This window comes from Frateuria sp. YIM B11624, from assembly GCF_049727805.1.
In the GTDB taxonomy this organism is placed as follows: domain Bacteria; phylum Pseudomonadota; class Gammaproteobacteria; order Xanthomonadales; family Rhodanobacteraceae; genus Frateuria_A.
The window spans coordinates 88,455-112,031 of the sequence record NZ_JBCNYA010000006.1; the positions used below are offsets into that span (position 1 = coordinate 88,455).

20 protein-coding genes are annotated in these 23,577 nt (G+C 67.6%); 11 read left to right on the forward strand and 9 right to left on the reverse strand.

Annotation, left to right across the window (positions count from 1 at the left end; genetic code table 11):
* Positions 1 to 5: 5 nt before the first annotated feature.
* The 4 genes from mnmE to rpmH all read right to left on the reverse strand — a co-directional run bounded on the left by mnmE (position 6) and on the right by rpmH (position 3,745).
* Complete coding sequence (gene mnmE / locus AAIL17_RS04565; RefSeq protein WP_424681638.1) at positions 6 to 1,346, reverse strand: tRNA uridine-5-carboxymethylaminomethyl(34) synthesis GTPase MnmE; 1,341 nt, start codon at positions 1,344 to 1,346, stop codon at positions 6 to 8.
* Positions 1,347 to 1,453: 107 nt separating this feature from the next.
* Complete coding sequence (gene yidC, locus AAIL17_RS04570; protein ID WP_424681639.1) at positions 1,454 to 3,154, reverse strand: membrane protein insertase YidC; 1,701 nt, start codon at positions 3,152 to 3,154, stop codon at positions 1,454 to 1,456.
* A gap of 61 nt (positions 3,155 to 3,215) precedes the next feature.
* Positions 3,216 to 3,596: a ribonuclease P protein component gene (gene rnpA, locus AAIL17_RS04575; RefSeq protein WP_424681640.1), complete on the reverse strand. Its 381-nt coding sequence runs from the start codon at positions 3,594 to 3,596 to the stop codon at positions 3,216 to 3,218.
* 14 nt (positions 3,597 to 3,610) lie between these two features.
* A complete protein-coding gene (gene rpmH / locus AAIL17_RS04580; RefSeq protein ID WP_325163143.1) occupies positions 3,611 to 3,745 on the reverse strand; it encodes a 50S ribosomal protein L34 in 135 nt (44 codons plus the stop codon).
* A 184-nt stretch (positions 3,746 to 3,929) separates the two neighbouring features.
* Here rpmH and dnaA point away from each other — a divergent pair, with 184 nt between their 5' ends.
* From dnaA to AAIL17_RS04625, 9 genes are all read left to right on the forward strand, one after another.
* The gene (gene dnaA / locus AAIL17_RS04585) at positions 3,930 to 5,261 is read left to right on the forward strand and encodes a chromosomal replication initiator protein DnaA (RefSeq protein WP_424681641.1); all 1,332 of its coding nucleotides are present in this window, start codon (positions 3,930 to 3,932) and stop codon (positions 5,259 to 5,261) included.
* Between the two features lie 229 nt (positions 5,262 to 5,490).
* The gene (gene dnaN / locus AAIL17_RS04590; RefSeq protein WP_424681642.1) at positions 5,491 to 6,591 is read left to right on the forward strand and encodes a DNA polymerase III subunit beta; all 1,101 of its coding nucleotides are present in this window, start codon (positions 5,491 to 5,493) and stop codon (positions 6,589 to 6,591) included.
* Between the two features lie 87 nt (positions 6,592 to 6,678).
* The gene (recF, locus tag AAIL17_RS04595; protein ID WP_424681643.1) at positions 6,679 to 7,758 is read left to right on the forward strand and encodes a DNA replication/repair protein RecF; all 1,080 of its coding nucleotides are present in this window, start codon (positions 6,679 to 6,681) and stop codon (positions 7,756 to 7,758) included.
* 66 nt (positions 7,759 to 7,824) lie between these two features.
* Positions 7,825 to 10,239, forward strand: coding sequence for a DNA topoisomerase (ATP-hydrolyzing) subunit B (gene gyrB, locus AAIL17_RS04600; RefSeq protein WP_424681644.1), 2,415 nt, complete (start codon positions 7,825 to 7,827; stop codon positions 10,237 to 10,239).
* A gap of 299 nt (positions 10,240 to 10,538) precedes the next feature.
* The gene (locus tag AAIL17_RS04605; RefSeq protein WP_424681645.1) at positions 10,539 to 11,840 is read left to right on the forward strand and encodes a tetratricopeptide repeat protein; all 1,302 of its coding nucleotides are present in this window, start codon (positions 10,539 to 10,541) and stop codon (positions 11,838 to 11,840) included.
* A gap of 205 nt (positions 11,841 to 12,045) precedes the next feature.
* Positions 12,046 to 12,705 (forward strand): energy transducer TonB, encoded by a 660-nt coding sequence (locus AAIL17_RS04610; protein WP_091462007.1) that lies wholly within the window; start codon positions 12,046 to 12,048, stop codon positions 12,703 to 12,705.
* Positions 12,706 to 12,758: 53 nt separating this feature from the next.
* Positions 12,759 to 13,526, forward strand: coding sequence for a MotA/TolQ/ExbB proton channel family protein (locus AAIL17_RS04615; protein ID WP_424681694.1), 768 nt, complete (start codon positions 12,759 to 12,761; stop codon positions 13,524 to 13,526).
* An 11-nt stretch (positions 13,527 to 13,537) separates the two neighbouring features.
* Positions 13,538 to 13,951, forward strand: a complete 414-nt coding sequence (locus AAIL17_RS04620) for an ExbD/TolR family protein (RefSeq protein WP_424681646.1) — start codon at positions 13,538 to 13,540, stop codon at positions 13,949 to 13,951.
* A 4-nt stretch (positions 13,952 to 13,955) separates the two neighbouring features.
* Positions 13,956 to 14,363: an ExbD/TolR family protein gene (locus AAIL17_RS04625; protein ID WP_291190825.1), complete on the forward strand. Its 408-nt coding sequence runs from the start codon at positions 13,956 to 13,958 to the stop codon at positions 14,361 to 14,363.
* 159 nt (positions 14,364 to 14,522) lie between these two features.
* Here the strand turns inward: AAIL17_RS04625 and AAIL17_RS04630 are convergent, their stop codons facing one another.
* The 3 genes from AAIL17_RS04630 to acs all read right to left on the reverse strand — a co-directional run bounded on the left by AAIL17_RS04630 (position 14,523) and on the right by acs (position 17,994).
* On the reverse strand, positions 14,523 to 15,266 hold the full coding sequence (locus tag AAIL17_RS04630) for a pyridoxine 5'-phosphate synthase (RefSeq protein WP_424681647.1): 744 nt from the start codon (positions 15,264 to 15,266) through the stop codon (positions 14,523 to 14,525).
* Between the two features lie 42 nt (positions 15,267 to 15,308).
* The gene (locus tag AAIL17_RS04635; protein WP_424681648.1) at positions 15,309 to 15,950 is read right to left on the reverse strand and encodes a 4'-phosphopantetheinyl transferase family protein; all 642 of its coding nucleotides are present in this window, start codon (positions 15,948 to 15,950) and stop codon (positions 15,309 to 15,311) included.
* A 103-nt stretch (positions 15,951 to 16,053) separates the two neighbouring features.
* On the reverse strand, positions 16,054 to 17,994 hold the full coding sequence (acs, locus tag AAIL17_RS04640) for an acetate--CoA ligase (protein WP_424681649.1): 1,941 nt from the start codon (positions 17,992 to 17,994) through the stop codon (positions 16,054 to 16,056).
* Positions 17,995 to 18,100: 106 nt separating this feature from the next.
* On the opposite strand from acs, the gene AAIL17_RS04645 reads away from it, so the two are divergent.
* Complete coding sequence (locus AAIL17_RS04645) at positions 18,101 to 19,186, forward strand: PA0069 family radical SAM protein (protein WP_424681650.1); 1,086 nt, start codon at positions 18,101 to 18,103, stop codon at positions 19,184 to 19,186.
* Positions 19,187 to 19,335: 149 nt separating this feature from the next.
* Here AAIL17_RS04645 and AAIL17_RS04650 read toward each other — a convergent pair whose 3' ends face one another.
* Positions 19,336 to 21,021: an ABC1 kinase family protein gene (locus tag AAIL17_RS04650; RefSeq protein WP_424681651.1), complete on the reverse strand. Its 1,686-nt coding sequence runs from the start codon at positions 21,019 to 21,021 to the stop codon at positions 19,336 to 19,338.
* 195 nt (positions 21,022 to 21,216) lie between these two features.
* On the opposite strand from AAIL17_RS04650, the gene AAIL17_RS04655 reads away from it, so the two are divergent.
* Positions 21,217 to 21,393 carry a hypothetical protein gene (locus AAIL17_RS04655; protein WP_424681652.1) on the forward strand — a complete coding sequence of 59 codons (177 nt, stop codon included), beginning with the start codon at positions 21,217 to 21,219 and terminating at the stop codon, positions 21,391 to 21,393.
* A 42-nt stretch (positions 21,394 to 21,435) separates the two neighbouring features.
* Here the strand turns inward: AAIL17_RS04655 and AAIL17_RS04660 are convergent, their stop codons facing one another.
* The gene (locus AAIL17_RS04660) at positions 21,436 to 23,454 is read right to left on the reverse strand and encodes a prolyl oligopeptidase family serine peptidase (protein ID WP_424681653.1); all 2,019 of its coding nucleotides are present in this window, start codon (positions 23,452 to 23,454) and stop codon (positions 21,436 to 21,438) included.
* Positions 23,455 to 23,577 lie beyond the last annotated feature (123 nt).

The window sequence follows — 23,577 nt, forward strand, 5'->3', positions numbered from 1 at the left end:
GGCCGCTACTTGCCGATGCAGAAGCTGCCGAAGATGGCGCCAAGCAGGTCGTCGCTGGTGTAGCTGCCGGTGATTTCGCCCAATGCATGCTGGGCCTGGCGCAGGTCTTCGGCGGCCAGTTCGCCGGCGCGGGTCGCGGCGAGCGCGCCGGCCACATGGTCGAGGTGCGCCTGCACGCGCTCGAGCGCCACGACGTGACGGCGGCGCGCGCTGAAGGCGCCCTCGCCGCCGGCCGCGCCGGCGCGGGTCCTGAGTTCCGCCCGCAGCAGGTCCAGGCCCTGGCCGGTACGCGCGGAGAGCCACAGGTGGAGCAGGCCGCCACGGGTTTCGCCGTGCGGCGCGCTGCCGTCGAGGTCGATCTTGTTGACCAGCACCAGGCGGGCGACGCCTGCCGGCAGCTCGGCGAGCAGGGCGAGGTCGGCATCGGCGTGCGGAGCCTCGGTGACCAGCAGGGCGAGGTCGGCGCGCGCCAGCTCGCCGCGCGCGCGTCGCACGCCTTCGCGTTCGACCTCGTCCTCGGTGTGGCGCAGGCCGGCGGTGTCGGCCAGTTCCAGCGACACGCCATCCAGGTCGACCGCTTCGCGCAGCACGTCACGGGTGGTGCCGGCGATCGGCGTGACGATGGCGCGCTCGCTTTGCGCGAGCGCGTTGAGCAGGCTGGACTTGCCGGCGTTGGGGCGGCCGACGATCGCCACCTTGAGGCCGTCGGTGAGGCGCACGCCGCGGCGGGTTTCGGCGAGCAGCTCGGCCAGCTGCATGCGCAGCATTTCCAGTTGCCGGCCGATCGCCGGATCGGCGAGGAAGTCGATTTCCTCTTCCGGGAAATCGATCGCCGCCTCCACGTGCACGCGCAACGCGATCAACGCGTCGAGCAACCCATGCACGCGCTGCGAGAAGGCGCCGTCGAGCGAATGCAGTGCGGCGCGCGCGCCGGCTTCGGAACGCGCAGCGATCAGGTCGGCCACCGCCTCGGCCTGGACCAGGTCGAGCTTGCCGTTGAGGAACGCCCGCTCGGTGAACTCGCCCGGCCGCGCCAGCCGCGCGCCGAGCGCGCAGACACGCCGCAACAGCCGGTCGAGCAGCACGGTGCTGCCGTGCCCCTGCAGTTCGAGGACGTGTTCGCCGGTATAGGAATGCGGCGCGGGGAAGTGCAGCAGCAGGCCGCGATCGATCAGCGTGCCGTCGCCGTCGCGGAATGCGCCCAGATGCGCATGCCGTGGCTGTGGCGCGCGACCGAGCAACGCCTGCGCGATCGCCGGTACCTGCGGCCCTGACGCTCGCACCACGCCGATGCCGGCGGCGCCGGGGGCGCTGGCGATCGCGGCAATGGTGTCGGTGTCGGCCATGCGGGAACCTGAAGGACCGCCGCAAACCGTAGGGTGGGCTTCAGCCCACCGCAAGTCCACGGGGAGATGGAAGCGGGGATGGACGCAAGCCCTGCGCCCGCCTTCGGTCAGGCAGCCTTCGCCTTGACCTCGCCGTTCTCCACCTTGTGCGTGATGTACCACTGCTGGCCCAGGCTGACCATGCCGTTGACGACGTAGTACAGGCACAGGCCGGCGGGGAAGAAGGCGAACAGCACCGCGAAGATCAGCGGCATGAACTTCATCATCTTCGCCTGGGTCGGGTCCATGCCGGTGGCCGGCATCAGGTACTGCTGGCCCAGCATCACCAGCGTGTACGCCGCTGGCAGCACGAAGAACGGATCGGGCGCGGACAGGTCGTGGATCCAGCCGATGAACGGCGCCTGGCGCAGCTCCACGCTCTCGCGCAGCACTTCGTACAGGCCATAGAAGATCGGGATGGTGATCAGTACCGGAAGGCAGCCGGTCATCGGATTGACCTTCTCCTTCTTGTACAGCTCCATCATCGCCATCTGCATCTTCTGCTTGTCGTCGCCGAAGCGCTCCTTCAGCGCGGTCACGCGCGGCTGCAGCTTGCGCATCTTGGCGCTGGAGCGGTACTGCGCGGCGGTGAGCTTCCAGGTCAGGCCCTTGATGATCAGCACCAGCAGGATGATCGCCACGCCCCAGTTGCCGCTGACCTTCTCCAGCCACGACAAGAGCGCGTGCATCGGCTGGGCGATCACGGTGAACACGCCGTAGTTGGTCGCCAGCGCCAGGCCCGGCGCCACCGAATCGAGCGTGCCGACGAGCTTCGGGCCGATGTAAAGGCGCGCGCCGGTGGTCTGGCTCTGCCCCGGCGCCACGGTCAGCGCCGGGCTGACCGTGCGGATCAGGTAGGTCGGATGCTCGCCGCCGGCATTGACCACGTCGGTGCTGTAGCTGGCCTTCTGCTGCGCCGGCGGAATCCACGCGGCAAAGAAGTAGTGCTGCAGCATGGCGGCCCAGCCGCCGGCGAAGGACTGCCGCAGCGCGTCCTCCTGGAACTTCTCGAATTTCAGCGACTGGAAGTGATCGTCCGGGCTGTACCAGCCGGCGCCGAAGAAGCTGGCGGCCGACGGGTCGGTCATGTTCTGCAGCCAGCTGGTGTGCGCCGTGCGCGGCGCGCGCTGCAACTGCTCGTAGGCGTTGCCCTGCCAGGCCGTGCTGCCGGTGTTGTCGATGCGCTGGTCCAGCTCGACCACGTACTGGCCGCGCTTGAGCGTGTAGGTCTTGGTGACCTTGATGCCGGCCTGCTGCCAGGTCAGGTCGACCTTGAGCTCCGGCGTGCCGCTGGCCAGCTCGTAGTGGCTCTGCGCGGACTGGAACAGCGCACGATGGTCCGGTGCCGGGCTGCCGGCGCTGACCAGGCCGCTCTGCGCCACGAAGTAGTCGCTCTGCGCGTCGTCCAGCAGGCGCACCGGCGGCGGGTTGGGATGCTTGCGGGTGACCGGCTCGGCGGGGTAGCCCAGCAGATCGGCGCGCACCACGCTGCCGCCGCGGGTGTCGACGGTCAGGCGCAGCACGTCGTTGCTGATGGTGATCAGTTGGCCGGCCGCCGCCGTCACGCTGGCCGGTGCACTGCTGGCGATCGCCGGGGTGGCGCTACTGGCAGCGCCAGGCACGGTGTTGTCCGCCGGCGCGTTCGTGCTGGCCGCGGCGACCGGGGTGGTCTGCGCCGGTGCCGGCGCGTAGTCCTTTTCCCAGGCCATCCACAGCAGGTAGGCCACGGCCAGCAGGGCAAACAGGAGAAACGTGCGCGTCTGGTTCATCGCGGGGCAATTCCGGTGGCACCGCGAGCTCGAGCCGCGGAAGGACAGGAGAAAAGGGGAATCAACACGCGATTGTGCCGGTGCCTTCCGTGGGCTTCAACGGCGGCAGCCGACGCCACAACGTGTCGAGTTCGACGAGCAGTTCGGTGCCTGGCACGCCGGCGGCCGCTTCGCGCGCCATCACGACCAGGTCGACCGGCGGCAATCCAGGGCGGACGCGGCGGAACGATTCGCGCACCAGGCGCTTGATCCGGTTGCGCTCGACCGCGCGCTTGGACACGCGCTTGGAAATGGCCAGGCCGAGGCGAGCGTGGTCCAGCCCGTTGGGACGCCAGCGCACAGAAAAACAGCGGCCGCCGAAGCGGCCGCTGGCTTGACGCAAGGCGGCGAAGTCGCCGGCACGGCGAACCCGCGCATCGCGCGGCAGGCCGGCGGCAGGCACGACAGCTACGCCGCTTACGGGATCAGGCGCTTGCGACCCTTGGCGCGACGGGCATTGAGCACCTTGCGGCCGTCGGCGGTCGCCATGCGGGCACGGAAGCCGTGGGTGCGGGCGCGCTTGAGCTTGCTCGGCTGGTAGGTCCGCTTCATGGCTGTGGCTCCAGAAGATAAGTCAACAAAAAGGTTGGAAATTATGGAGCTTGCGTGCAGGAGCTGTCAAACGTCCCGCCATGCGGCCTGTGGACATCGCTGGGGATATGCTGGGGGTTGGCTGCTAGACTTGCCGGTCCACCCTGCGCTTCAGAGCGCCCCTGCGTTGGTCAAGAACTATCCCATGAGTGATTTGTGGCGGCGCTGCCTTGAGCGTCTGGAAAGCGAGCTGGGCGCCGAGGAGCTGCATACCTGGCTGATGCCGCTGCAGGCGCGCGAGGACGACACCGGCGTGCAGCTGTTCGCGCCCAACCCCTACACGCTGGACACCGTGCGCGAGCGCTACCTGCCGCGGATCGAGACAGTACTGGGGCAGCTCGCCGGACGCGATTGCCCGGTGCGGCTGGAGGTCGGTTCCAGTGCGCCGCGTGCAGCCCGGTCGGCCGCCGCCCCGAAGGCCGCTGCCGCGGAAGCGGCGCCGCCGGTGCCGGCGTTCCCGCACAACCTGGATCCGCACTACACCTTCGAGACCTTCGTCGAGGGCAAGTCCAACCAGCTGGGCAAGGCCGCCGCCATGCAGGTGGCGATGAACCCCGGCCGCGCCTACAACCCGTTGCTGCTCTACGGCGGCACCGGCCTGGGCAAGACCCACCTGATGCACGCGGCCGGCAACCTGATGCGCGAGCGCAACGCCAGCTGCAAGGTGCTGTACCTGCGCTCGGAGCAGTTCGTCGGCGCGATGATCGAGGCGCTGCGTACCAAGAACATGGACCAGTTCAAGCAGCGCTTCCGTTCGGTCGACGCGCTGCTGATCGACGACATCCAGTTCTTCGCCGGCAAGGACACCACGCAGGAGGAGTTCTTCCATACCTTCAACGCGCTGTTCGAATCCAAGCAGCAGATTATCCTGACCTGCGACCGCTACCCGAAGGAAGTGGACAAGCTGGAGCCGCGGCTGAAGTCGCGCCTGGGCTGGGGCTTGTCGGTGGCGATCGAGCCGCCCGATTTCGAGACGCGCGCGGCGATCCTCCTGTCCAAGGCGCACGACAAGGGCGTGGCGGTAAGCGAGAACGTGGCGATGCTGTTGGCCAAGCGCATCCGCTCCAACGTGCGCGACCTGGAAGGGGCGCTCAACACGCTGGCGGCGCGAGCCAATTTCTATGGCAAGCCGATCACCACCGACTTCGCCGAGGAAACCCTGCGCGACCTGCTGGCCACCCACGCCCAGGCGGTGACGGTGCCCAACATCCAGAAGATCACCGCCGAATACTTCAACGTGCGCCTGCAGGATCTGTTGTCCAAGCGGCGCGTGCGTTCACTGGCGCGGCCGCGGCAGATCGCCATGGCCTTGTCCAAGGAGCTGACCGAACACAGCCTGCCCGAGATCGGCGAGGCCTTCGGCGGGCGCGACCACACCACCGTGCTGCACGCTTGCCGCACGATCAGGAAGCTGTGCGAGACCGATGCGCGCATGCGGCAGGACTGGGAACAGCTGATCCGCGTGCTGACGGGCTGAAACGCTTGAAAAGGGGCTGCCCAAGCTGTGGATAATAGGTGGATGACTCGGGGCCGAACTTTATCCACAATCGGCCCACAGCCGCCCAACCCGGTTGGACACAGCCGACCTGGGGCGCAACCTATTGATTTGAAATAGAAAGTTGGCAGAAACGAGATATCCACCGCGCCAACAACAACAACCGCACTTCTTTTAAAAAAACAGAACAGCAGTTAGGGGAAGCCCACACATGCAATTCAGCATCCAACGAGAAGCCTTGCTCAAGCCGCTGCAGCAGGTGGTGGGCGTGGTCGAACGGCGGCAGACCCTGCCGGTTCTGGCCAACCTGCTGGTGAAGGTCGCCGACGGCCGTGTTTCGCTGACCGGCACCGACCTGGAAGTGGAAATGGTCGCCACGACGGCGGCCGACCAACTCGGCGACGGCGAGATCACCATCCCCGCGCGCAAGCTGTTTGACATCGTGCGGGCGTTGCCGGACGGCGTGCGGATCGACCTCAAGCTCAACGGCGACCGTGTGGCACTGAATGCGGGTCGCAGCCGTTTCACCCTGGCCACGTTGCCGGCCAGCGAGTTCCCGACCATCGACGAGATCGAACTGGTCGAGCGCGTGAGCCTGCCCGAGGAAGTGCTGCGCGACCTGATGGAACGCACCGCGTTCGCCATGGCCAACCAGGACGTGCGCTATTACTTGAACGGCATGCTGCTGGATCTGCAGGAGCACACCCTGCGCTGCGTGGCCACCGACGGTCACCGCCTGGCGCTGAAGGAGACCAAGCTGGAAAGCAAGGTCGCCGCCCGCCGCCAGATCATCATTCCGCGCAAGGGCGTCAACGAGCTGGTCGGCCTGTTCGAGACCGGCGACGGCCAGGTGGAGCTGGAATTCGGGCGCAACCACCTGCGGGTGCGCCGGGGCGATGTGGTGTTCACCTCCAAGCTGATCGACGGCCGCTTCCCGGACTACGAGGCGGTGATTCCGCTGGGCGCCGACAAGCGCGCCACGCTGGATCGCGAAGTGTTGCGTGGTGCCCTGCAGCGTGCGGCGATCCTGTCCAACGAGAAGTACCGCGGCGTGAAGCTCGAACTTTCGCCGGGCAAGCTGCGCATCGTGGCGCACAATCCGGAGCAGGAAGAGGCCGTCGAGGAGGTTGAAGCCGACACGGTGGTTTCCGACCTGGCGGTGGGTTTCAACGTCGGCTACCTGCTCGATGCGCTGGCAGCGCTGAAGGGCGAGCGCGCACGCCTGAACCTACGTGATGCCCAGTCCAGCTGCCTGGTGCAGGAAGACGACAGCGAGCAATCGCGCCATGTGATCATGCCGCTGCGGCTGTGATTCCATGCGGTGCGGACGACGTGAAGTCGCCCCGAAACGCCGGAGCCGTCGCGAGACGCTCCGGCGTTGTTCGTTGAGGGCGCCCGCATGAGATTCGAGCGCCTGCGCATCCAGGGACTGCGCTGCCTGACCGACGTCGCGGTGGAGTTGGGCGAGGGGATCCACGTGTTCGTCGGCCCGAACGGAGCCGGCAAGACCAGCGTGCTGGAGGCGGCCTATCTGCTGTCGCATGGGCGCTCGTTCCGGAGCGGCGCGCGCGAGGCGCTGGTGCAACGGGGGAGCCCCTCGTTGGCCGTGTTCGCGGAACTACGCAGTACGGACGATGCCCGGCGGCGTCTGGGACTCGGTCGGAACGGCCCGCGATGGGAAGCCCGGGTGGATGGCGTCGACGTGCCGCTGGGTGTGCTGGTGCAAGCTTGCGCCGTGGTGTGTTTCGAGCCGGGTTCGCACGAACTGATCGCGGGTGCGGCAGAGCAACGCCGGCGCTTTCTCGATTGGGGTGTGTTCCACGTGGAACACGGCTTTATCGGCGCATGGCGCCGGTACCAGCGTGCGTTGAAACAGCGCAATGCGCTGCTCCGGACGGGCGCTGCTGGCCCGGACGAACTTTATGCGCCCTGGGAGCACGAGCTTGGCGAGACGGGCGCGGCCATCGATGCCTACCGCCGGGCGTATCTCGATCGGTTGTCGCCGGTGCTCGCGGCAAGCGCCGGCTTCCTGCTGCCCGAATTGGGGTCGGTTGCCCTGCGCTACCGCCGCGGTTGGGCCGACGATCGCGACCTGGCTGGGGTGTTGGCCGAGCAACGGGGCAGGGATCTCGCGCGAGGACACACCACGATGGGCGCCCATCGGGCCGACTGGTCGCTGGCTTTCGAGCATGCGCCCTTGCGCGAGCACCTTTCGCGTGGCCAGGAGAAGCTGACGGCGCTTTCCTGCCTGCTGGCCCAGGCCGAGCTTCACGCCGAGCGCCGTGGCGAATGGCCCATCGTTTGCCTGGATGACCTCGCTTCGGAGCTCGACCTGGCGCACCAGGCGGCGGTCGTCGAGCGCCTGGCTGCCGTGGGCGCCCAGGTGCTGGTCACGGGTACCGAGTGCCCGGTGCCCCTGCAGCCACGCCCGCACCGCATGTTCCACGTGGAACAGGGGCAAATCCGCCCTCTGCTATAATTGCCGGATGGCTTTTCCTGCGCCGGCGCCTGCCGGAGTGCGGGTTGGCGCAGCAACGGGCAGGGCATGAACGCATCCTACGATTCGAGCAACATCAAGGTTCTAAAAGGCCTGGAAGCGGTGCGCAAGCGCCCGGGCATGTACATCGGCGACACGGATGACGGCACCGGCCTGCACCACATGGTGTTCGAGGTCGTCGACAACGCGATCGACGAGGCTCTGGCCGGTTACTGCGACCATGTCACCGTCACCATCCTCGAGGATGGCTCGGTCAGCGTCGACGACAACGGCCGCGGCATCCCGGTAGGCATCCATCCGGAGGAGGGTCGTTCCACCGCCGAGGTGGTGATGACCGTGCTGCATGCGGGCGGCAAGTTCGACGACAACTCGTACAAGGTCTCCGGCGGCCTGCATGGCGTGGGCGTGTCGGTGGTCAATGCGTTGTCCTCGCACCTTTGGCTGACCATCCATCGCGACGGCAAGGAGTACCAGCAGGAGTACTCGCTGGGCGAGCCGCTGTATCCGCTGAAGGAAGCAGGCGCGTCCACCCGCCGCGGCACCACCGTGCGCTTCCTGCCCAGCCCGGAAACCTTTTCCAACATCGAGTTCCACTACGACGTGCTCGCCAAGCGCCTGCGCGAGCTGGCGTTCCTCAACTCGGGGGTCACTATCGAGCTGAAGGACGAGCGCGGCGAAGGCCGCCACGACACCTACGCCTACGAGGGCGGCATCCGCTCCTTCGTGCAGCACCTGGCGCAGCTCAAGACCGCGCTGCACCCGAACGTGATCAGCCTGTCGGCCGAGCAGGACGGCATCACGGTCGAGCTGGCGATGCAGTGGACCGACTCGTACCAGGAGACGATGTTCTGCTTCACCAACAACATCCCGCAGCGCGACGGCGGCACCCACCTGACCGGCTTCCGCGCCGCGCTGACCCGCTCGCTGCAGAACTACATCGAGAAGGAAGGCCTGGCCAAGAACGCCAAGGTCGCGCTATCGGGCGACGACATGCGCGAGGGCCTGATCGCGGTGCTGTCGGTGAAGGTGCCCGATCCGAAATTCTCCTCGCAGACCAAGGACAAGCTGGTCTCCTCCGAGGTCAAGACGGCGGTGGAGCAGGCGGTCAACGAGAAGCTGGGCGAATTCCTGCTGGAGCACCCCAACGAGGCCAAGGCGATCGCCTCCAAGGTAGTCGACGCCGCGCGCGCCCGCGAGGCCGCGCGCAAGGCGCGCGAGATGACCCGCCGCAAGGGCGCGCTGGACATCGCCGGGCTGCCCGGCAAGCTCGCCGACTGTCAGGAGAAGGATCCGGCGCTGTGCGAACTGTTCCTGGTCGAGGGTGATTCGGCCGGTGGCTCGGCCAAACAGGGCCGCAACCGCAAGACCCAGGCGGTGCTGCCGCTGAAGGGCAAGATCCTCAACGTCGAGAAGGCGCGCTTCGACAAGATGCTGTCCTCGGCCGAGGTCGGCACGCTGATCACCGCGCTGGGCACCGGCATCGGCAAGGAGGAGTACAACCCGGACAAGCTGCGCTACCACCACATCATCATCATGACCGATGCGGACGTGGACGGCTCACACATCCGCACCCTGCTGCTGACCTTCTTCTACCGGCAGATGCCCGAGCTGATCGAGCGCGGGCACGTCTACATCGGCCTGCCGCCGCTGTACAAGCTCAAGCAGGGCAAGCAGGAGCTGTACCTGAAGGATGACGCGGCGCTCAACGCCTACCTGATCTCCAGTGCGGTCGACGGCGCGGGGCTCGAGTACGACCCGCATGCCCCGGCGATCACCGGCGAGGCGCTGGAGAAGCTGCTGCGCGACTACCAGAACGCGCTCGACCAGATCGAGCGGCTGGGCCATCGTTTCGACGCCAACGTGCTCTCGGCCATGCTCGAGCATCCGCCGATCGAGGCTGCGCTGTGGGCGGACGCGTCCGCCATGCAGGACTGGCTCGATGCCCTGGCCGGCCGCCTGGCCGCCAGCGGCCTGGGCAAGCCGCGCTACCGGCTGGCCCTGCGCCCGGCGAACGAGCAGCAACCGGCCGCGGTGGAGGTGGTGCGCGAGCAGCATGGCCTGTCGCACACGTGGCTGCTGCCGCAACCGTTCTTCAACGGCGCCGAGTTCCGGCCGATCCTGGCGGTCAGCCAGCAACTGGCAGGCCTGGTCCAGCCGGAGGCGGTGGTGCGTCGGGGCAATGCATCGCGCGGCGTGACCAGTTTCGCCGAGGCCCGCGGCTGGCTGCTGGACGAGGCCAAGAAGGGCCGCAGCATCCAGCGCTTCAAGGGCCTGGGTGAAATGAATCCGGAACAGTTGTGGGAAACCACGGTCAATCCGGAAACCCGCCGCATGCTGCAGGTAGGCATCGAGGATGCGATCGCCGCCGACCAGATGTTCTCGATGCTGATGGGCGAGGCGGTCGAACCACGCCGCGATTTCATCGAGGCCAACGCGCTCAAGGTCGCCAACCTGGACATCTGACCGGACGCTGCCGCGCCTGCAGGGGCGGCAGCGTTTTATTTTGCAGTCTCGATCTATTGCACTAATACATTAGAACGAGAGCGCAGGCGCGCACCCAGGTGTCGTAACAGCCCCTGCCGTTTGCCCGCCATGACATGGATTTGCCGGAAAATTTGCACGCGGCATGGCAACTTGCCCGCAAGCCCTTGATTTGCATGAAGCTTCCATGCGGCAGTGCGACTTGTTATCGCCTGCCTGCTCGCGGTACGCTCAGCGATCCCCCGCACAGCTTGTGCGAAAAACCTTACATGAGGACTGCCATGAAGCATGCTCCCTTCCTCAAGCTGTTGAGCGGTGCGGCGCTCGCGCTCGCCCTGGTGAGCAGCCCGGCGATCGCCCGCGACCGGCATGGCGACCAGGGCTCCAAGGACACCAAGCAGGCGCTCTATCCGAACGCCACCCGCAAGGAACCCAAGCTCGACCTAAGCAGCCAGAAAGAGCAGAAGAAGCTCAACGACGGCCTCGATGCGGTCAACGCGGGCGACAAGGACAAGGCGATGCAGTTGCTGCAGCCGCTCGCCCAGGAAGCAGACAGCAAGTACGCGCGTTCCCTCGCGCTTCAGGGCATCGCCAACCTCAAGTACAACGACGGCGACCTCAAGGGCGCCATCGCCTCGCTGAAACAGTCGCTCGACATCGGCGTGATGCCCAACGACACGTACTTCCAGCTCGAGTACGAACTGGCCCAGTTCTACCTGGCCGACGAGCAGTACCAGCAGTCGATCGACACCATCGAGAAATGGCGCAGCGAGGGCAAGCGCGAAACCGCCGAGTCCTACGCGCTGGAAGGCAATGCGTACTACCGCCTGGAAAAGTACCCCGAGGCGATCACCGCGATGAAGAAGGCGGTGTCGATGACCGACAAGCCGGAAAGCTCGTGGAACCAGATCCTGATGGCGTCCTACTCGGAGTCCGGTCAGGCCGACCAGGCAGCCCAGCTCGCCCAGCAGCAGCTCGCCGCCAACCCGAACGACACCACGGCGCTCAGCAATGCGGTCGCAGTGATGATGCAGGCGCAGAAGTATCCGGAGGCGATCAAGCTGATGGAACAGGCGCGCGCCAGCGGTGCCCTCAAGGACGAGAAGTCGTACGTGAATCTGGCCAAGCTCTACCTGATCACCGGCCAGAACAGCGACGACCCCAAGCCGAGCGCCAAGAAGGCCGAGGGCGTGCTGGATGACGGCATGGCCAAGGGCATCGTGTCCTCCAGCTACGGCAACCTCAAGCTGCTTGGCGACGCTTCCTATATCGCCGGCGACGAAAGCAAGGCCATCGCCAGCTACAAGAAAGCCATGCCGATGGCCAAGGATGGCGAAGCGGCCATTCGCGCCGGCCAATTGCTGATCAGCCAGCAGAAGTACAGCGAGGCGAAGACGCTGATCAAGCAGGGCATCGACAAGGGCGTGCAGCACAAGGGCACGGCCTACATGCTGCTCGCCGAAGCCGAGCGCGGCCTGAAGAACAAGGCGGGTGCCATCGCAGCCATGAAACAGGCGGCGCAGGACCCCGACACCGCAGCCAAGGCCAAGGCCTGGCTCAAGCAGGCAGGAGCCGGCAAGTAAGAAGCGCCAGGTGCAGGCGCCCGCGAGGCCGGATGGACGTCCATTTGCCGGCCTCACGGGTGCTATACAAACGCCATGGCCTGTTGTACCGTTGAGAACCCTTTTCCCGCGCATGTCCAGTGGCAGATGTCACCCTACGGGGCGAGATTTGCCGATTGGTGCTGCGACCCCGCTTTCCCGATTGACTAGCTCCAGAAAGTGACAGATGGCCTCGAGTAACGAAGAAACCGGCCGCGCGCCGTTCAGTTGGAGGCGCACCTGGGCGTTGGCTGTTGCCATCGCGCTGCACTCGTTTGCATTCCTGCTGCTGATCGCGCCGCCGGCGCCGCCGAAGCAGGAACAGGCGAAGAAAGAGCGCATCGTCCAGGTGAACTTCATCGAGCCGCCGCCGCCCCCGCCGCCGCCCCCGCCGCCGCCGCCGGAACCCCCGAAGCAGCCGCCGCCGAAGATCATCCAGCAGGTGACGCCGCCGCCGACCCCGCCGCCGCCGGCACCGCCGCCGGCCGTGGAGGAGCAGTCGACCAACGCGATTCCGGCGCCGCCGCCGGCACCGCCTGCGCCGCCTGCGCCGCCGTCGGACATCACGGCGAGCCAGGACATCAGCTACAACAGTCGCATCCAGCCCCGTTATCCGCCGCAGGCTATCCGCCAGCGTCACGAGGGCACGACGACCCTGTTGATCCTGGTGGCCGCGGACGGCACGCCGAAGGACATCAAGGTCGAGACCTCCAGTGGCTATCGCGAGCTGGATCGCGCAGCCATTGAAGCGGCCAGGAAATGGCGCTTCAATCCGGCCATCAAGAATGGTCAGAAGACCGAAGGCTACGTGCGCGTTCCCGTCGCCTGGAATCTCAACCAGCTGTAACGCGAGTTACAGTCCACCAGTTCACGCCTGACATCTCTAAAGGTAGCGTCATGATGTTCCTACAAACTGCACCGACCCAGGGCGGCACCTCCAACGCCGAAGCCATGAAGCACATGGGCTTCGGGGACCTGATCCACAACTTCGACCCGCTCGGCTGGATCGTCTTCGTCACCCTCGTGGTGATGTCGTTCGCCTCCTGGTACTTCATCATCGCCAACGCGATCCGCAACGCGATGGTGCGTTCGCGCGCCGAGAAGGTGATCCAGGGCTTCTGGAGCACCGCCTCCACCCAGGAAGCGATCCGTGAGCTGGAAGCCCAGCCCAAGGGCGAACCCTTCTCGAAGATCGCGCTGGACGCCGCCTCGGCGGTCGCCCACCACCAGCAGGCCACGGCGGCCGCTGCCGGCGGTGGCCGCCTGGCCGAGTCGCTGAGCCGCTCGGAGTTCATCGACCGCGCCCTGCGTCAGGCCGTGGCCCGCGAGAGCCTGCGTCTGGAAACCGGCATGACCCTGCTGGCGACGGTCGGCTCGTCCGCGCCGTTCATCGGTCTGCTCGGTACCGTGTGGGGCATCTACCACGCGCTGATCAAGATCTCCGCCTCCGGCAACGCCTCGATGGAAGCGGTCGCCGGCCCGGTGGGTGAGGCACTGATCATGACCGCGTTCGGTCTGTTCACCGCGATCCCGGCCGTGCTCGCGTACAACTTCTTCAACCGCTCGAACCGCATGACCTACGCGCAGTTCGACGAGTTCGCGCACGACCTGCACGACTTCTTCGCCACCGGTTCGCGTGTCGAAGGCGTGGCGCCGACCCAGAAGTGAGGGCTTGAGCCATGGCGATGAGTACCGGAGGCAATTCCGGCGGCCCGATGTCGGAGATCAACGTCACGCCGCTGGTCGACGTGATGCTGGTGCTGCTGATCATCTTCATGATCACCGCACCCCTGATGTCGCACCGGATCACGGTGCCCTTGCCCAATGCCAACCCCAAGACGCCTGACACGGGATACGTCGAGCCGATGGACGTGGCGTTGAAGCAGGACGGCACGATGTACCTCAACGATGCCGAGGTGACCGAGGCGGAGCTGAAGGCGCAGTTCGCGGTGGCGGCGTCCAAGACGCCGCAGCCGGAGATCCAGCTGCGCGCGGACAAGGACACCGAATACCGGTACGTCCGCAAGATCCTCGGCGACGCCAAGGCGGCAGGCATGGTCCATGTCGGTTTCATGACGACCGGCAAGGAGTAAGACGATGGCTTTCAGTTCCGGAAACACCAGCGGCCCGATGGCCGACATCAACGTCACGCCGCTGGTCGACGTGATGCTGGTGCTCTTGATCATCTTCATGATCACGGCGCCGATGCTCACCCACAAGGTGAAGGTCGACCTGCCGCAGCCGAACCCGAACATCGTGCAGCCAGAGAACCCGCTGGAACCGATCCGGCTCAAGATCGACCGCGCCGGCGCGCTGTACTGGAACGATACGCCGGTCGACGAGCTGGGCCTGAAGGCGCAGATCGCGGTGATCGCCCAGCAGACCAATCAGCCGGAGCTGCAGATCAACGCGGACGACGGCGTGGCCTACGAGGCGGTGGCCCGCGTGCTGGCTGATGCCAAGAGCTACGGTTTGACCAAGATCGGCTTTACCGAAGGGCAATGATCTCAGGCGGATCAACGCTACCGGCAAACCCCCGCGCAAGCGGGGGTTTTGCTTTATGGAACCAGCCTCAGTATCCGTAGGGTGTGGGCTTCAGCCCACCGCTCCCGATAGCACTGCGAACTCCGGTGGGTTGAAACCCCCTTACGGACCCGGCAGCGATCAGCGCAGGATCTGCAGGTAGCGCCTTACCGTCGGCGCCAGGCCGTCGTACAACGCCTCGCCGATCAGCGCGTGACCGATCGAGACCTCGGCCAGACCTGGAATCGCCGCCTTGAAGCCGCCCAGGTTGGCCTGGTTGAGATCGTGCCCGGCGTTGACCGCCAACCCCGCCTGCTGGGCGCGCCGCGCGGTCTCTGCGCAGGCCGCCAGCGCCGCGCGCGCATCGCCCTCGACGAACGCTTCGGCATAAGGCCCGGTATAGATTTCGATGCGTTCCGCGCCGATCGCCAGCGCCTGTCCGAAACTCTGGGCGCCGGCGTCCACGAACAGGCTCACGCGGCAGCCGAGATCGCGCAGTTCGGCCACCAGCGGACGCAGGCGCTCGCCATCGGCAGCCAGGTCGAAGCCGTGATCGGAAGTGATCTGGCCGTCGCTGTCCGGCACCAGCGTGACCTGGGTCGGGCGTACCTCGCGCGCCAGCGCGATCAGCCCCGGATAGGGGCCGCGCGCGGGCGCGAACGGATTGCCTTCGATGTTGTACTCGACCTTGCCGCGGAGCATCGCCGCCAGCGCACGCACGTCGTCCGGCCGCACGTGACGCAGGTCGGGGCGTGGATGTACGGTGATGCCGCCACAACCGGCCTCGATGCAGGTATGCGCGGCGCGCAAGATGTCCGGTTCGTTGCCGCCGCGCGAGTTGCGCAACACGGCGATCTTGTTGAGGTTGACGCTGAGCAGGGTCATGTACGGCCCCAAGCTGGAACGGGACCGGCAACAGTGCGCCGATCAGCCGCCGCCGGCAAGTACCCATTGCGCGACGCGGCGGGGTGCCCCGCGCCAGGCCAGCGCCGCCACGTGGTCGCGGTCCACGTCCAGCGGCTGCAGCTGCCAGGTGGCGGCCTCGTCGCCCTCGAGCCGGAGCAACTGCAGTCGTTCCGCCTCCCGGCCGATCGCCAGCCGGTGCATGCCGAAGGCCAGGCCGCGTCCCAGTGCCTTGAGCACGGCTTCCTTGCCGGTCCACAAGGTGAGGAACGCCTCGTCCCGATCCTCCGGCGGTTGCGACGCCAGCCATTCCGCCTCGTCGGGGGCGAAGTAGCGCCGCGCGATGTCCAGTCCGCGTGGCCGGGTGCGTCGGCGTTCCACATCGATGCCCGGCATCACCTCGCGACCGATCGCGACCAGTGCGCAATCACCGCTGTGTGTCCAGTTGAAGTCGAGCCCGCGGGCTTGCGTTCCCGCCAGCTGCGGGCGGCCATGGGCACCCGCGGCCAGCTCGATGGCGTCGGGCGGCAGGCCCAGGTAGGCGCCCAGCAGGGCACGCAAGGGCGCGCGGCCGTGGCGCGGCTCGTAATGCAGGCGCCACACGTGCAGCGCGTTCGCGTCCAGCCGGGCGGCGATGGCGGGAACGTCGGTGAGCGAGGTCGGCATGCGCGGAACGGTAGCATCAGCCAGCCGTGCCGCGGGCCATCGACCTCAGGCACGGTGGAAGGCGGTCGCTACGTGCCGACAATTTCCCGCCCGTCGGCCCCCGCTACTTCACCAGCCGCTCGTCGACCAGCTTCTGCACCACGCCCGGATCGGCGAGGGTGGAAATGTCGCCCAGTTGGTCGGGCTGGTTCTCGCCGATCTTGCGCAGGATGCGACGCATGATCTTGCCCGAGCGCGTCTTCGGCAGCGACGGCGCCCACTGCAGGTAGTCAGGCGTGGCGATCGGGCCGATTTCCTTGCGCACCCAGGCGACCAGTTCCTTACGCAGTGCCTCGCTGCCTTCCTCGCCAGCGACCAGGGTGACGTAGGCGTAGATGCCCTGGCCCTTGATCTCGTGCGGGCAGCCGACCACGGCCGCTTCGGCCACCTTCGGATGCGCCACCAGCGCGCTCTCCACCTCCGCGGTGCCGATGCGGTGGCCGGACACGTTGATCACGTCGTCGACGCGGCCGGTGATCCAGTAATAGCCGTCCTCGTCGCGGCGCGCGCCGTCGCCGGTGAAGTAGTTGCCCGGGTAGGCGCTGAAGTAGGTGTCGATGAAGCGCTGGTGGTCGCCATAGACCGTGCGCATCTGGCCGGGCCAGGAGTCGGTGAGCAGCAGGTTGCCTTCCGCCACGCCATCGAGCACCTGGCCCATCGCGTCGACGATGGCAGGCTTGACGCCGAAGAACGGCAGCGTGGCCGAGCCGGGCTTGGCCGCGATCGCGCCGGGCAGCGGAGTGATCAGGATGCCGCCGGTCTCGGTCTGCCACCAGGTATCGACCACCGGGCAGCGCTCGTCGCCGACCACGCGCCAGTACCACTCCCACGCTTCCGGGTTGATCGGCTCGCCGACGGTGCCGAGCAGGCGCAGCGACGCGCGCGACGTCGCCTTCACCGGCGCCTCGCCCTCGCGCATCAGCGCGCGGATCGCGGTGGGCGCGGTGTAGAACAGGGTCACCTTGTGCTTGTCGATCACCTGCCAGAAGCGGCTGCAGTCGGGATAGCTCGGTACGCCGTCGAACATGACCGTGGTCGCGCCGTTGGCCAGCGGCCCATACACCACGTAGCTGTGGCCGGTGACCCAGCCGACGTCGGCGGTGCACCAGTAGACGTCGTCCTCGCGCAGGTCGAACACGCATTCGTGGGTGTAGCTGACGAACACCAGGTAGCCGCCGGAGGTGTGCAGCACACCCTTGGGCTTGCCCGTCGAACCGGAGGTGTAGAGGATGAACAGCGGATGTTCGGCCTCCATCGGTTCGGCCGGGCAATCGGCGCTCTGTCCCTCCATCAGTACGTGCCAGTAGCGGTCGCGCGGCGACTGCATCGGCACCGCGGCGCCGGTGCGACGCACCACCACGACGGTTTCCACGCTGTGGGTGCCGGGGCGCTCCAGCGCGGCATCCACATTCGCCTTCAACGGAATGTGCTTGCCGCCACGCAGGCCTTCGTCGGCGGTGACCACCAGCTTGCATTGCGAATCGGCGATGCGCCCGGCCAGCGAGTCGGGCGAGAAGCCGCCGAACACCACCGAGTGGATCGCGCCGATGCGCGCGCAGGCAAGCATCGCCACCGCCGCCTCCGGGATCATCGGCAGGTAGATCGCCACGCGGTCGCCCTTGGCCACGCCGAGGTGTTTGAGCGTGTTGGCGAACCTGCACACCTCGGCATGCAGTTCGCGGTAGCTGATCCGGCGCGACTCGTTGGGGTCGTCGCCCTCGAAGATGATCGCGGTCTTGTCGCCGCGCTCGGCCAGGTGGCGGTCCAGGCAGTTGGCCGCCACGTTGAGCGTGCCGTCGGCGTACCAGCGGATGTGCAGGTGGGCCGGGTCGAAGGAGACGTCCTTGATCTGCGTCGGTGTTTTGGCCCAGTCCAGCCGCTTGCCCACCTGGCCCCAGAAGCCCTCCGGATCGCGCACCGATTCGGCGTAAAGCCGTTCGTAGTCCGCCTTGCCGATGCGTGCCCTGGCGGCAAACGCAGGTTGGACCGGATGGAGCGTGGACATGGGGACATCTCCTCGGTAGCGCGATTTGGACGTCCAAGTGTAGCGTCGCCGGCGTGACGATGGGCCGGTCGCGGCGAGTGAGACGCGGGCGCGGTAGATTCGCGCGATGTCCCAGCCACCCTCGCCTGCCATCAAGGGCCGCGGCGCCGCCTCCAATCCGGAGGGGCGCTTCGAGACCGTGCGCCGCCAGGCCGAGGACGACGGCTGGCAGGGCGCGCTGCTGGACGAGGCCGCGCCGCGCCCGCGCACCGAGGTCACCGAGGAACGCGCACGCAGCGTGATCAGCCGCAACGACTCGCCCGACATCGGCTTCGACCAGGCGATCAACCCGTACCGCGGCTGCGAGCACGGCTGCATCTACTGCTACGCACGACCTTCGCACGGCTACCTCAACCTCTCGCCGGGGCTGGACTTCGAAACGCGCCTACGCGCCAAGACCAACCTGGCGGAGGTGCTGCGCTTGGAGTTGTCCAAACGCAGCTACGTGCCCAGCCCGATCAACATCGGCAGCAACACCGACCCCTACCAGCCGGTGGAGAAGCGCTGGCGGCTGACCCGCGCGGCGCTGGAGCTGCTGGCCGAGTGCCACCACCCGTGCACGATCGTCACCAAGAACGCGTTGATCGAGCGCGACCTGGATCTGCTCAGCGGCATGGCGCGCGAGAACCTGGTGCAGGTGTTCGTTTCGGTCAACTCGCTGGACAACCACCTGGCGGCCAAGCTCGAGCCGCGCGCCAGCGCACCGCACCGGCGGATCCAGGCGATCGGGGCGCTCGCCGCAGCCGGCGTGCCGGTGGGGGTGCTGGTGGCGCCGATCATCCCTGCGCTCAACGACCGCGACATGGAGGCGGTACTGGAACAGGCCCATGCCGCCGGCGCGCGCTGCGCCGGCTACACCGTGGTGCGGTTGCCCTACGAACTGAAGGCGCTGTTCCGCGAATGGCTCGCGCTGCATGCGCCGCAGCGGGCGGCGCACGTGATGAGCCTGATCCAGCAGATGAACGGCGGCCGCGACTACGACAGCGACTTCCGCACACGCATGCGCGGGCAGGGCGTGTTCGCGCAGCTACTCAAGCGTCGCTTCGAGGTGGCCTGCCGCAGGCATGGCTACGGGCGTGCGCGCGAGCTGCAGCTCGACATCTCGCGCTTCGTGCCGCCGCGGGAGGCTTCGCCGCAAGGCTCGCTGTTCTAGGCGGCCTTTCCCCGTCCGCCTGTCGGCACCTTCCCCCGTCGAACGGGGGAACGTTCGCTCGCCGTCCTCACGCGAGAAGCCTGGGATCCTTCCCCCGCCTGCGGGGAAGGTGCCCGAAGGGCGGATGGGGGAGGCTCCGCCCCAACCTTTCAATCCGGTGGCCGGTTCGCCGCCCGCTCCACCTTGCCGTCGCGCCTGAGCGCACTGAACACCAGTCCCAGCCCCAGCACGACCGCCGCGCCGATGAACAGCGTGGACAGGATCGGCAGGCCGAACAGCATCGGTCCGTTGGTCATGCGCGCGGTCAGCGCTGCGCCGATCACCAGTGCCGCGACGATCACCCCGGTGCTGATCCGGTTGGCGATCTTCTGCAGGCTTTCCATCATGTGCGACTCTTCCAGCCCGTCCACGCGCACGCGCAGGCGGTTCTGCGCCAGCGTGCGCAGGATCGACGCCACGTGCTGCGGCGTGTGCCGCGCCAGGTCCTGCAGGTCCAGCCATTCGCTGGCCAGGTTGGCCGGCGAAAGCGTGCCCAGCGCCTGCCGCCGGAGCACCTTCTGCAGGTGCTGCTCGACCACGCGACGAGTGTCGATGGTCGGATCGAGCGCGCTGGTGACCGCTTCGAGATTGAGCAGGGTCTTGCCCAGGATGGAGAGTTCCGCCGGCGGGCGCAGGCTGCACGAAGCGCCCACGCGGGCCAGCTCCAGCACCAGCCGGCCCTCGGAAAACTGCCGGCTGGAGTTGTGCAGGCCGACATAGCTGGCCACCAGTTGCTCGACCTGCCGGCGGTACTGGTTGCGGCGGAAATCCTCCAGCGGCGTGCCCATCGTCTCGCTGATGTCGCCGACCTGGTCGCCGTTGCCGGAGATCGCGCCCAGCATCAGCTTGAGCAACTGGTGGCGCGTGCGCGGCACCAGCCGCACCACCATGCCCAGGTCGAACAGCGCGAGGCGGTGATCCTCCATCAGCAGCACGTTGCCCGGATGCGGATCGGCATGCACCAGGCCATGGATGAACACCTGGTCGAGGTAGGCGCGCAGCAGCTCGCGCGCCTGCTCGTGCAGCGGATGCTCGATGCGCCGCAGCGGCGGGACGTGGGTGACCTTGATGCCGCGCACGCGCTCCATGGTCAGCACGCGGGTGGTGGTCAGGTCGGCCAGCGGCAACGGCACGTGCAGGGTGTCGTAGCCGCGCAGGTTCTCGGCGAAGCGGCGCAGGTTCTCCGCCTCCAGTTCGAAGTTGATCTCGTTGGCCAGGCTGTGGCGCAGTTCGTTGACCAGGCCGGCGAAGCCGTAGCGGCGGCCCACGTCGGTCATGCGGTCGGCGGCGCCGGCGAGTTTCTCCAGGATCGCCAGATCTTCGCGCAGGGTCTGCGCGATGTTCGGCCGCTGCACCTTGAGCACCACCTCGCGGCCGTCGTGCAGCGTCGCCGCGTGCACCTGCGCCACCGAACCCGCCGCCAGCGGCACGTCGTCGAAGCGGGCGAATAGCGTGCCGATGCGTGCGCCCAACTCGGTCTCGACGATCGCGCGGATCTCGGCCACCGGCACCGGCGCCACGTCGTCCTGCATGCGCTCCAGTTCCGCGATGTAGGGCGCCGGCACCATGTCCGGCCGCGTGGACAGCGCCTGGCCGACTTTGATGAAGGTCGGACCCAGCGCCTCCAGGTCGTCCACGAACTGCTTCGGCTGTCCCGGCCTGACCGCCTCGCCCTCGTCGGCCAGCGCCGCTTCCTGGATGTCCAGTTCCAGCCCGCTGAACAGCCCGGCCTTGCGGTAGCGCAGCAGGAAGGCGCCGATCCGGGCATAGCGGGACAGACGAGTGGTTTCGTTCACGCCTTCGGGCTCCAATGCATTCACGCAGCGTGGAGCGGGCGGCGGCAACAGGGCGTCAACGGCGAGCCGACACACAGTGTGCCTGGGTAGGATTTTCCGCATGACCAGCGCGCGCGAAGTTCGACGCGCTTCACGCGGCGGTGATCGGCCAGCCGTTCTGCTTGCCGTTGCCATCCACGCCGACGGAGGCCGGCGATGTCCTCGTTCTCGCTCTACCTGCTGGGCATCATCGTGCTGATCGCCGGCCTGGCCTATGTCGCCTGGCTGGTGCACGTGCCGCTGCAATGGATCGGCGCCGGGGTGATCGTGGTGTTCGGGCTGGGCATCCTGGGCGCGGTCAAGCACACGCAGCGGCGCGATCCGCCGAAATAGGCCGGGCCGGCGCGTCCCGGCCCGTAGCCGCGACAACCCCGCTCAGCTGGCGGGCAGGTACTTGGCGAACCACTCCAGCGCCCGCTGCAGTACGTCGCGCTGGTGCGCCGGGTCGACGAAATGGTGGCCTTCGTTCGGGTACACCACCAGCGAGGTCGGCACACCCTGCGCGCGCAGCGCATGCCAGTACTCGAACGATTGCGGCGCCGGGCATTCGGCATCGCGATCGCCCACCACGATCAGCGTGGGCGTCTTCACCTGCTTGATGAAGTTGATCGCCGAGCTCTTGGCGTACACCGCCGGGTCGTCGTAAACGGAGGCGCCGAAGTACGGGATCATCCACTGGTCGATCAGGTTCTGGCCGTAGTAGCTCTGCCAGTTGGCGATGCCTGCCCCGGCCACCACCGCGTGGAAGCGCTGCGTCTGCGTGGGCACGAACATGCTCATGAAGCCGCCGTAGCTCCAGCCGGTCAGTCCCAGCCGCTTGTCGTCGACCGGCAGTTTCTTCTCGATCGCGTCGATGCCGGCCAGGATGTCGGACAGGTCGCCGTAGCCGAAGTCCTTGCGGTTGGCCTGCACGTACGCCTCGCCCTGGCCGAAGCTGCCGCGAGGGTTGGGCATGAAGACGAAGTAGCCCAGGTTGGAGAACGGCACGCTGCCGTAGCCCACGCCGGGCCAGCGCGGAATCACGGCGCTGGCCGGGCCGCCGTGCACGCTGACGATCATCGGATAGCTCTTCTTCGGATCGTAGTGCGCCGGATACAGCAGCCAGCCCTGCACGTGGCGGCCGTCGTGCTCCCATTCGACCGATTCGGCCTTGCCCCAGCTCGGCTTGAGCGCGGCGTTGATCGCGGTGACCGCAGGCGGCGCGCTGTCGCCGAGCGGGCCGGCGTGCACTTCCGGCGCGGCCGTGTAGGAACTCTGCGTAAAGGCGACGCGCCGGTGGTCGGTCGACAGCGACAGACCCATCGACGCGCTGCCGTCGCCGATGCCGGCCGGCAGCGTGAAGCGCACATGCTGCTGGCTGGCGCGGTCGGTACCGATCGCGTAGTCGGTCACCTGGCTACGGCCGTTGCTGACCTGGCTGACCAGCAGGGTGCGCGGCGAGGTCCAGGCGAACCACGACGGCGTGACCCGGATACCCGGAGTGAGGTTGATCGTTGCGCCGCCCGCGGCGGGCACCGCGTAGAGATCGCCGCCGGTGGCGCCCTGGTCGCTCATCAGGCCGCCGATGAAGACCAGCCGCTGGCCGTCCGGCGACCAGCGCGGCAGCGCCAACTGCAGGCCGTGCAGCGAACCGGTGTCGGTCTTCGGATCGACCAGCACGCGCGGCGTGGCGCCGGCGCGGACGTCCTGGGCGTAGAGCCTGGCGATCCACCAATTGTTGTCGCCCGGCGCGGGCGCCGCGACGTAGGCCAGCTGTCTGGCGTCGGGCGACCAGCTGAACTCGTAGACGTATTTGTCCGCGGGCGTCACCAGCACCGGCGCGCCGCCGCTGGCGGACAGGGTGGCCACGCGCTGGATCTCCAACCCCTCCACGCCGACTTCGCCCACCTGCGGCTTGGCCGCGGCCACCGCGCTGGCGCGGCGGGTGGCGCCTTCCACGTAGAGGAAGCCCAGCGTACGGCCGTCGCCGGACCAGGCGAGGTCGTGTGCGTAGCCGTGAAGGTCGGCCAGCCGGCGCGGCGCGGCGGTCGCGGTGACGTCGGCGGTATAGACGTCCATGTCGCCGGCCTTGCCGCCGCAGTCGGACAGGAAGGCGAGATGGTGCGAGTCGGGCGCCCAGGCGATCTCCTCCTGCCGGCACGCGTCGCCCATCGCCAGCGCGTGCGCGCCGCTGCCGTCGGCGCGGGCGACCTGGATCGCCGGCTTGCCGTCCGTGGTCACCACCCAGGCCAGCCGCTGGCCATCGGGCGAGAGCTGCACGGCGTGGATCGCGCGGACCTTGCCGAGCTGGTCGAGCAGCTGGTCGATGCGCGGGTCGACCTTGCCGGTGGCGCCCAGAGCCAGTGGGGCGAAGGCCAGGGTGAGCAAAGGCAGAAGGCGCAGGGAAGGGGGCATGGGCTGCTCTCGCGGGGAAAGCAGCCACGCTAGCAGCGCATTGGCACTCCCTCCAGTGCGGAGGGTCACACCGTACGCCGCCGCGGGATCCCGCGTGCGGCTGCCTTGGCGATTTTCCGGGCA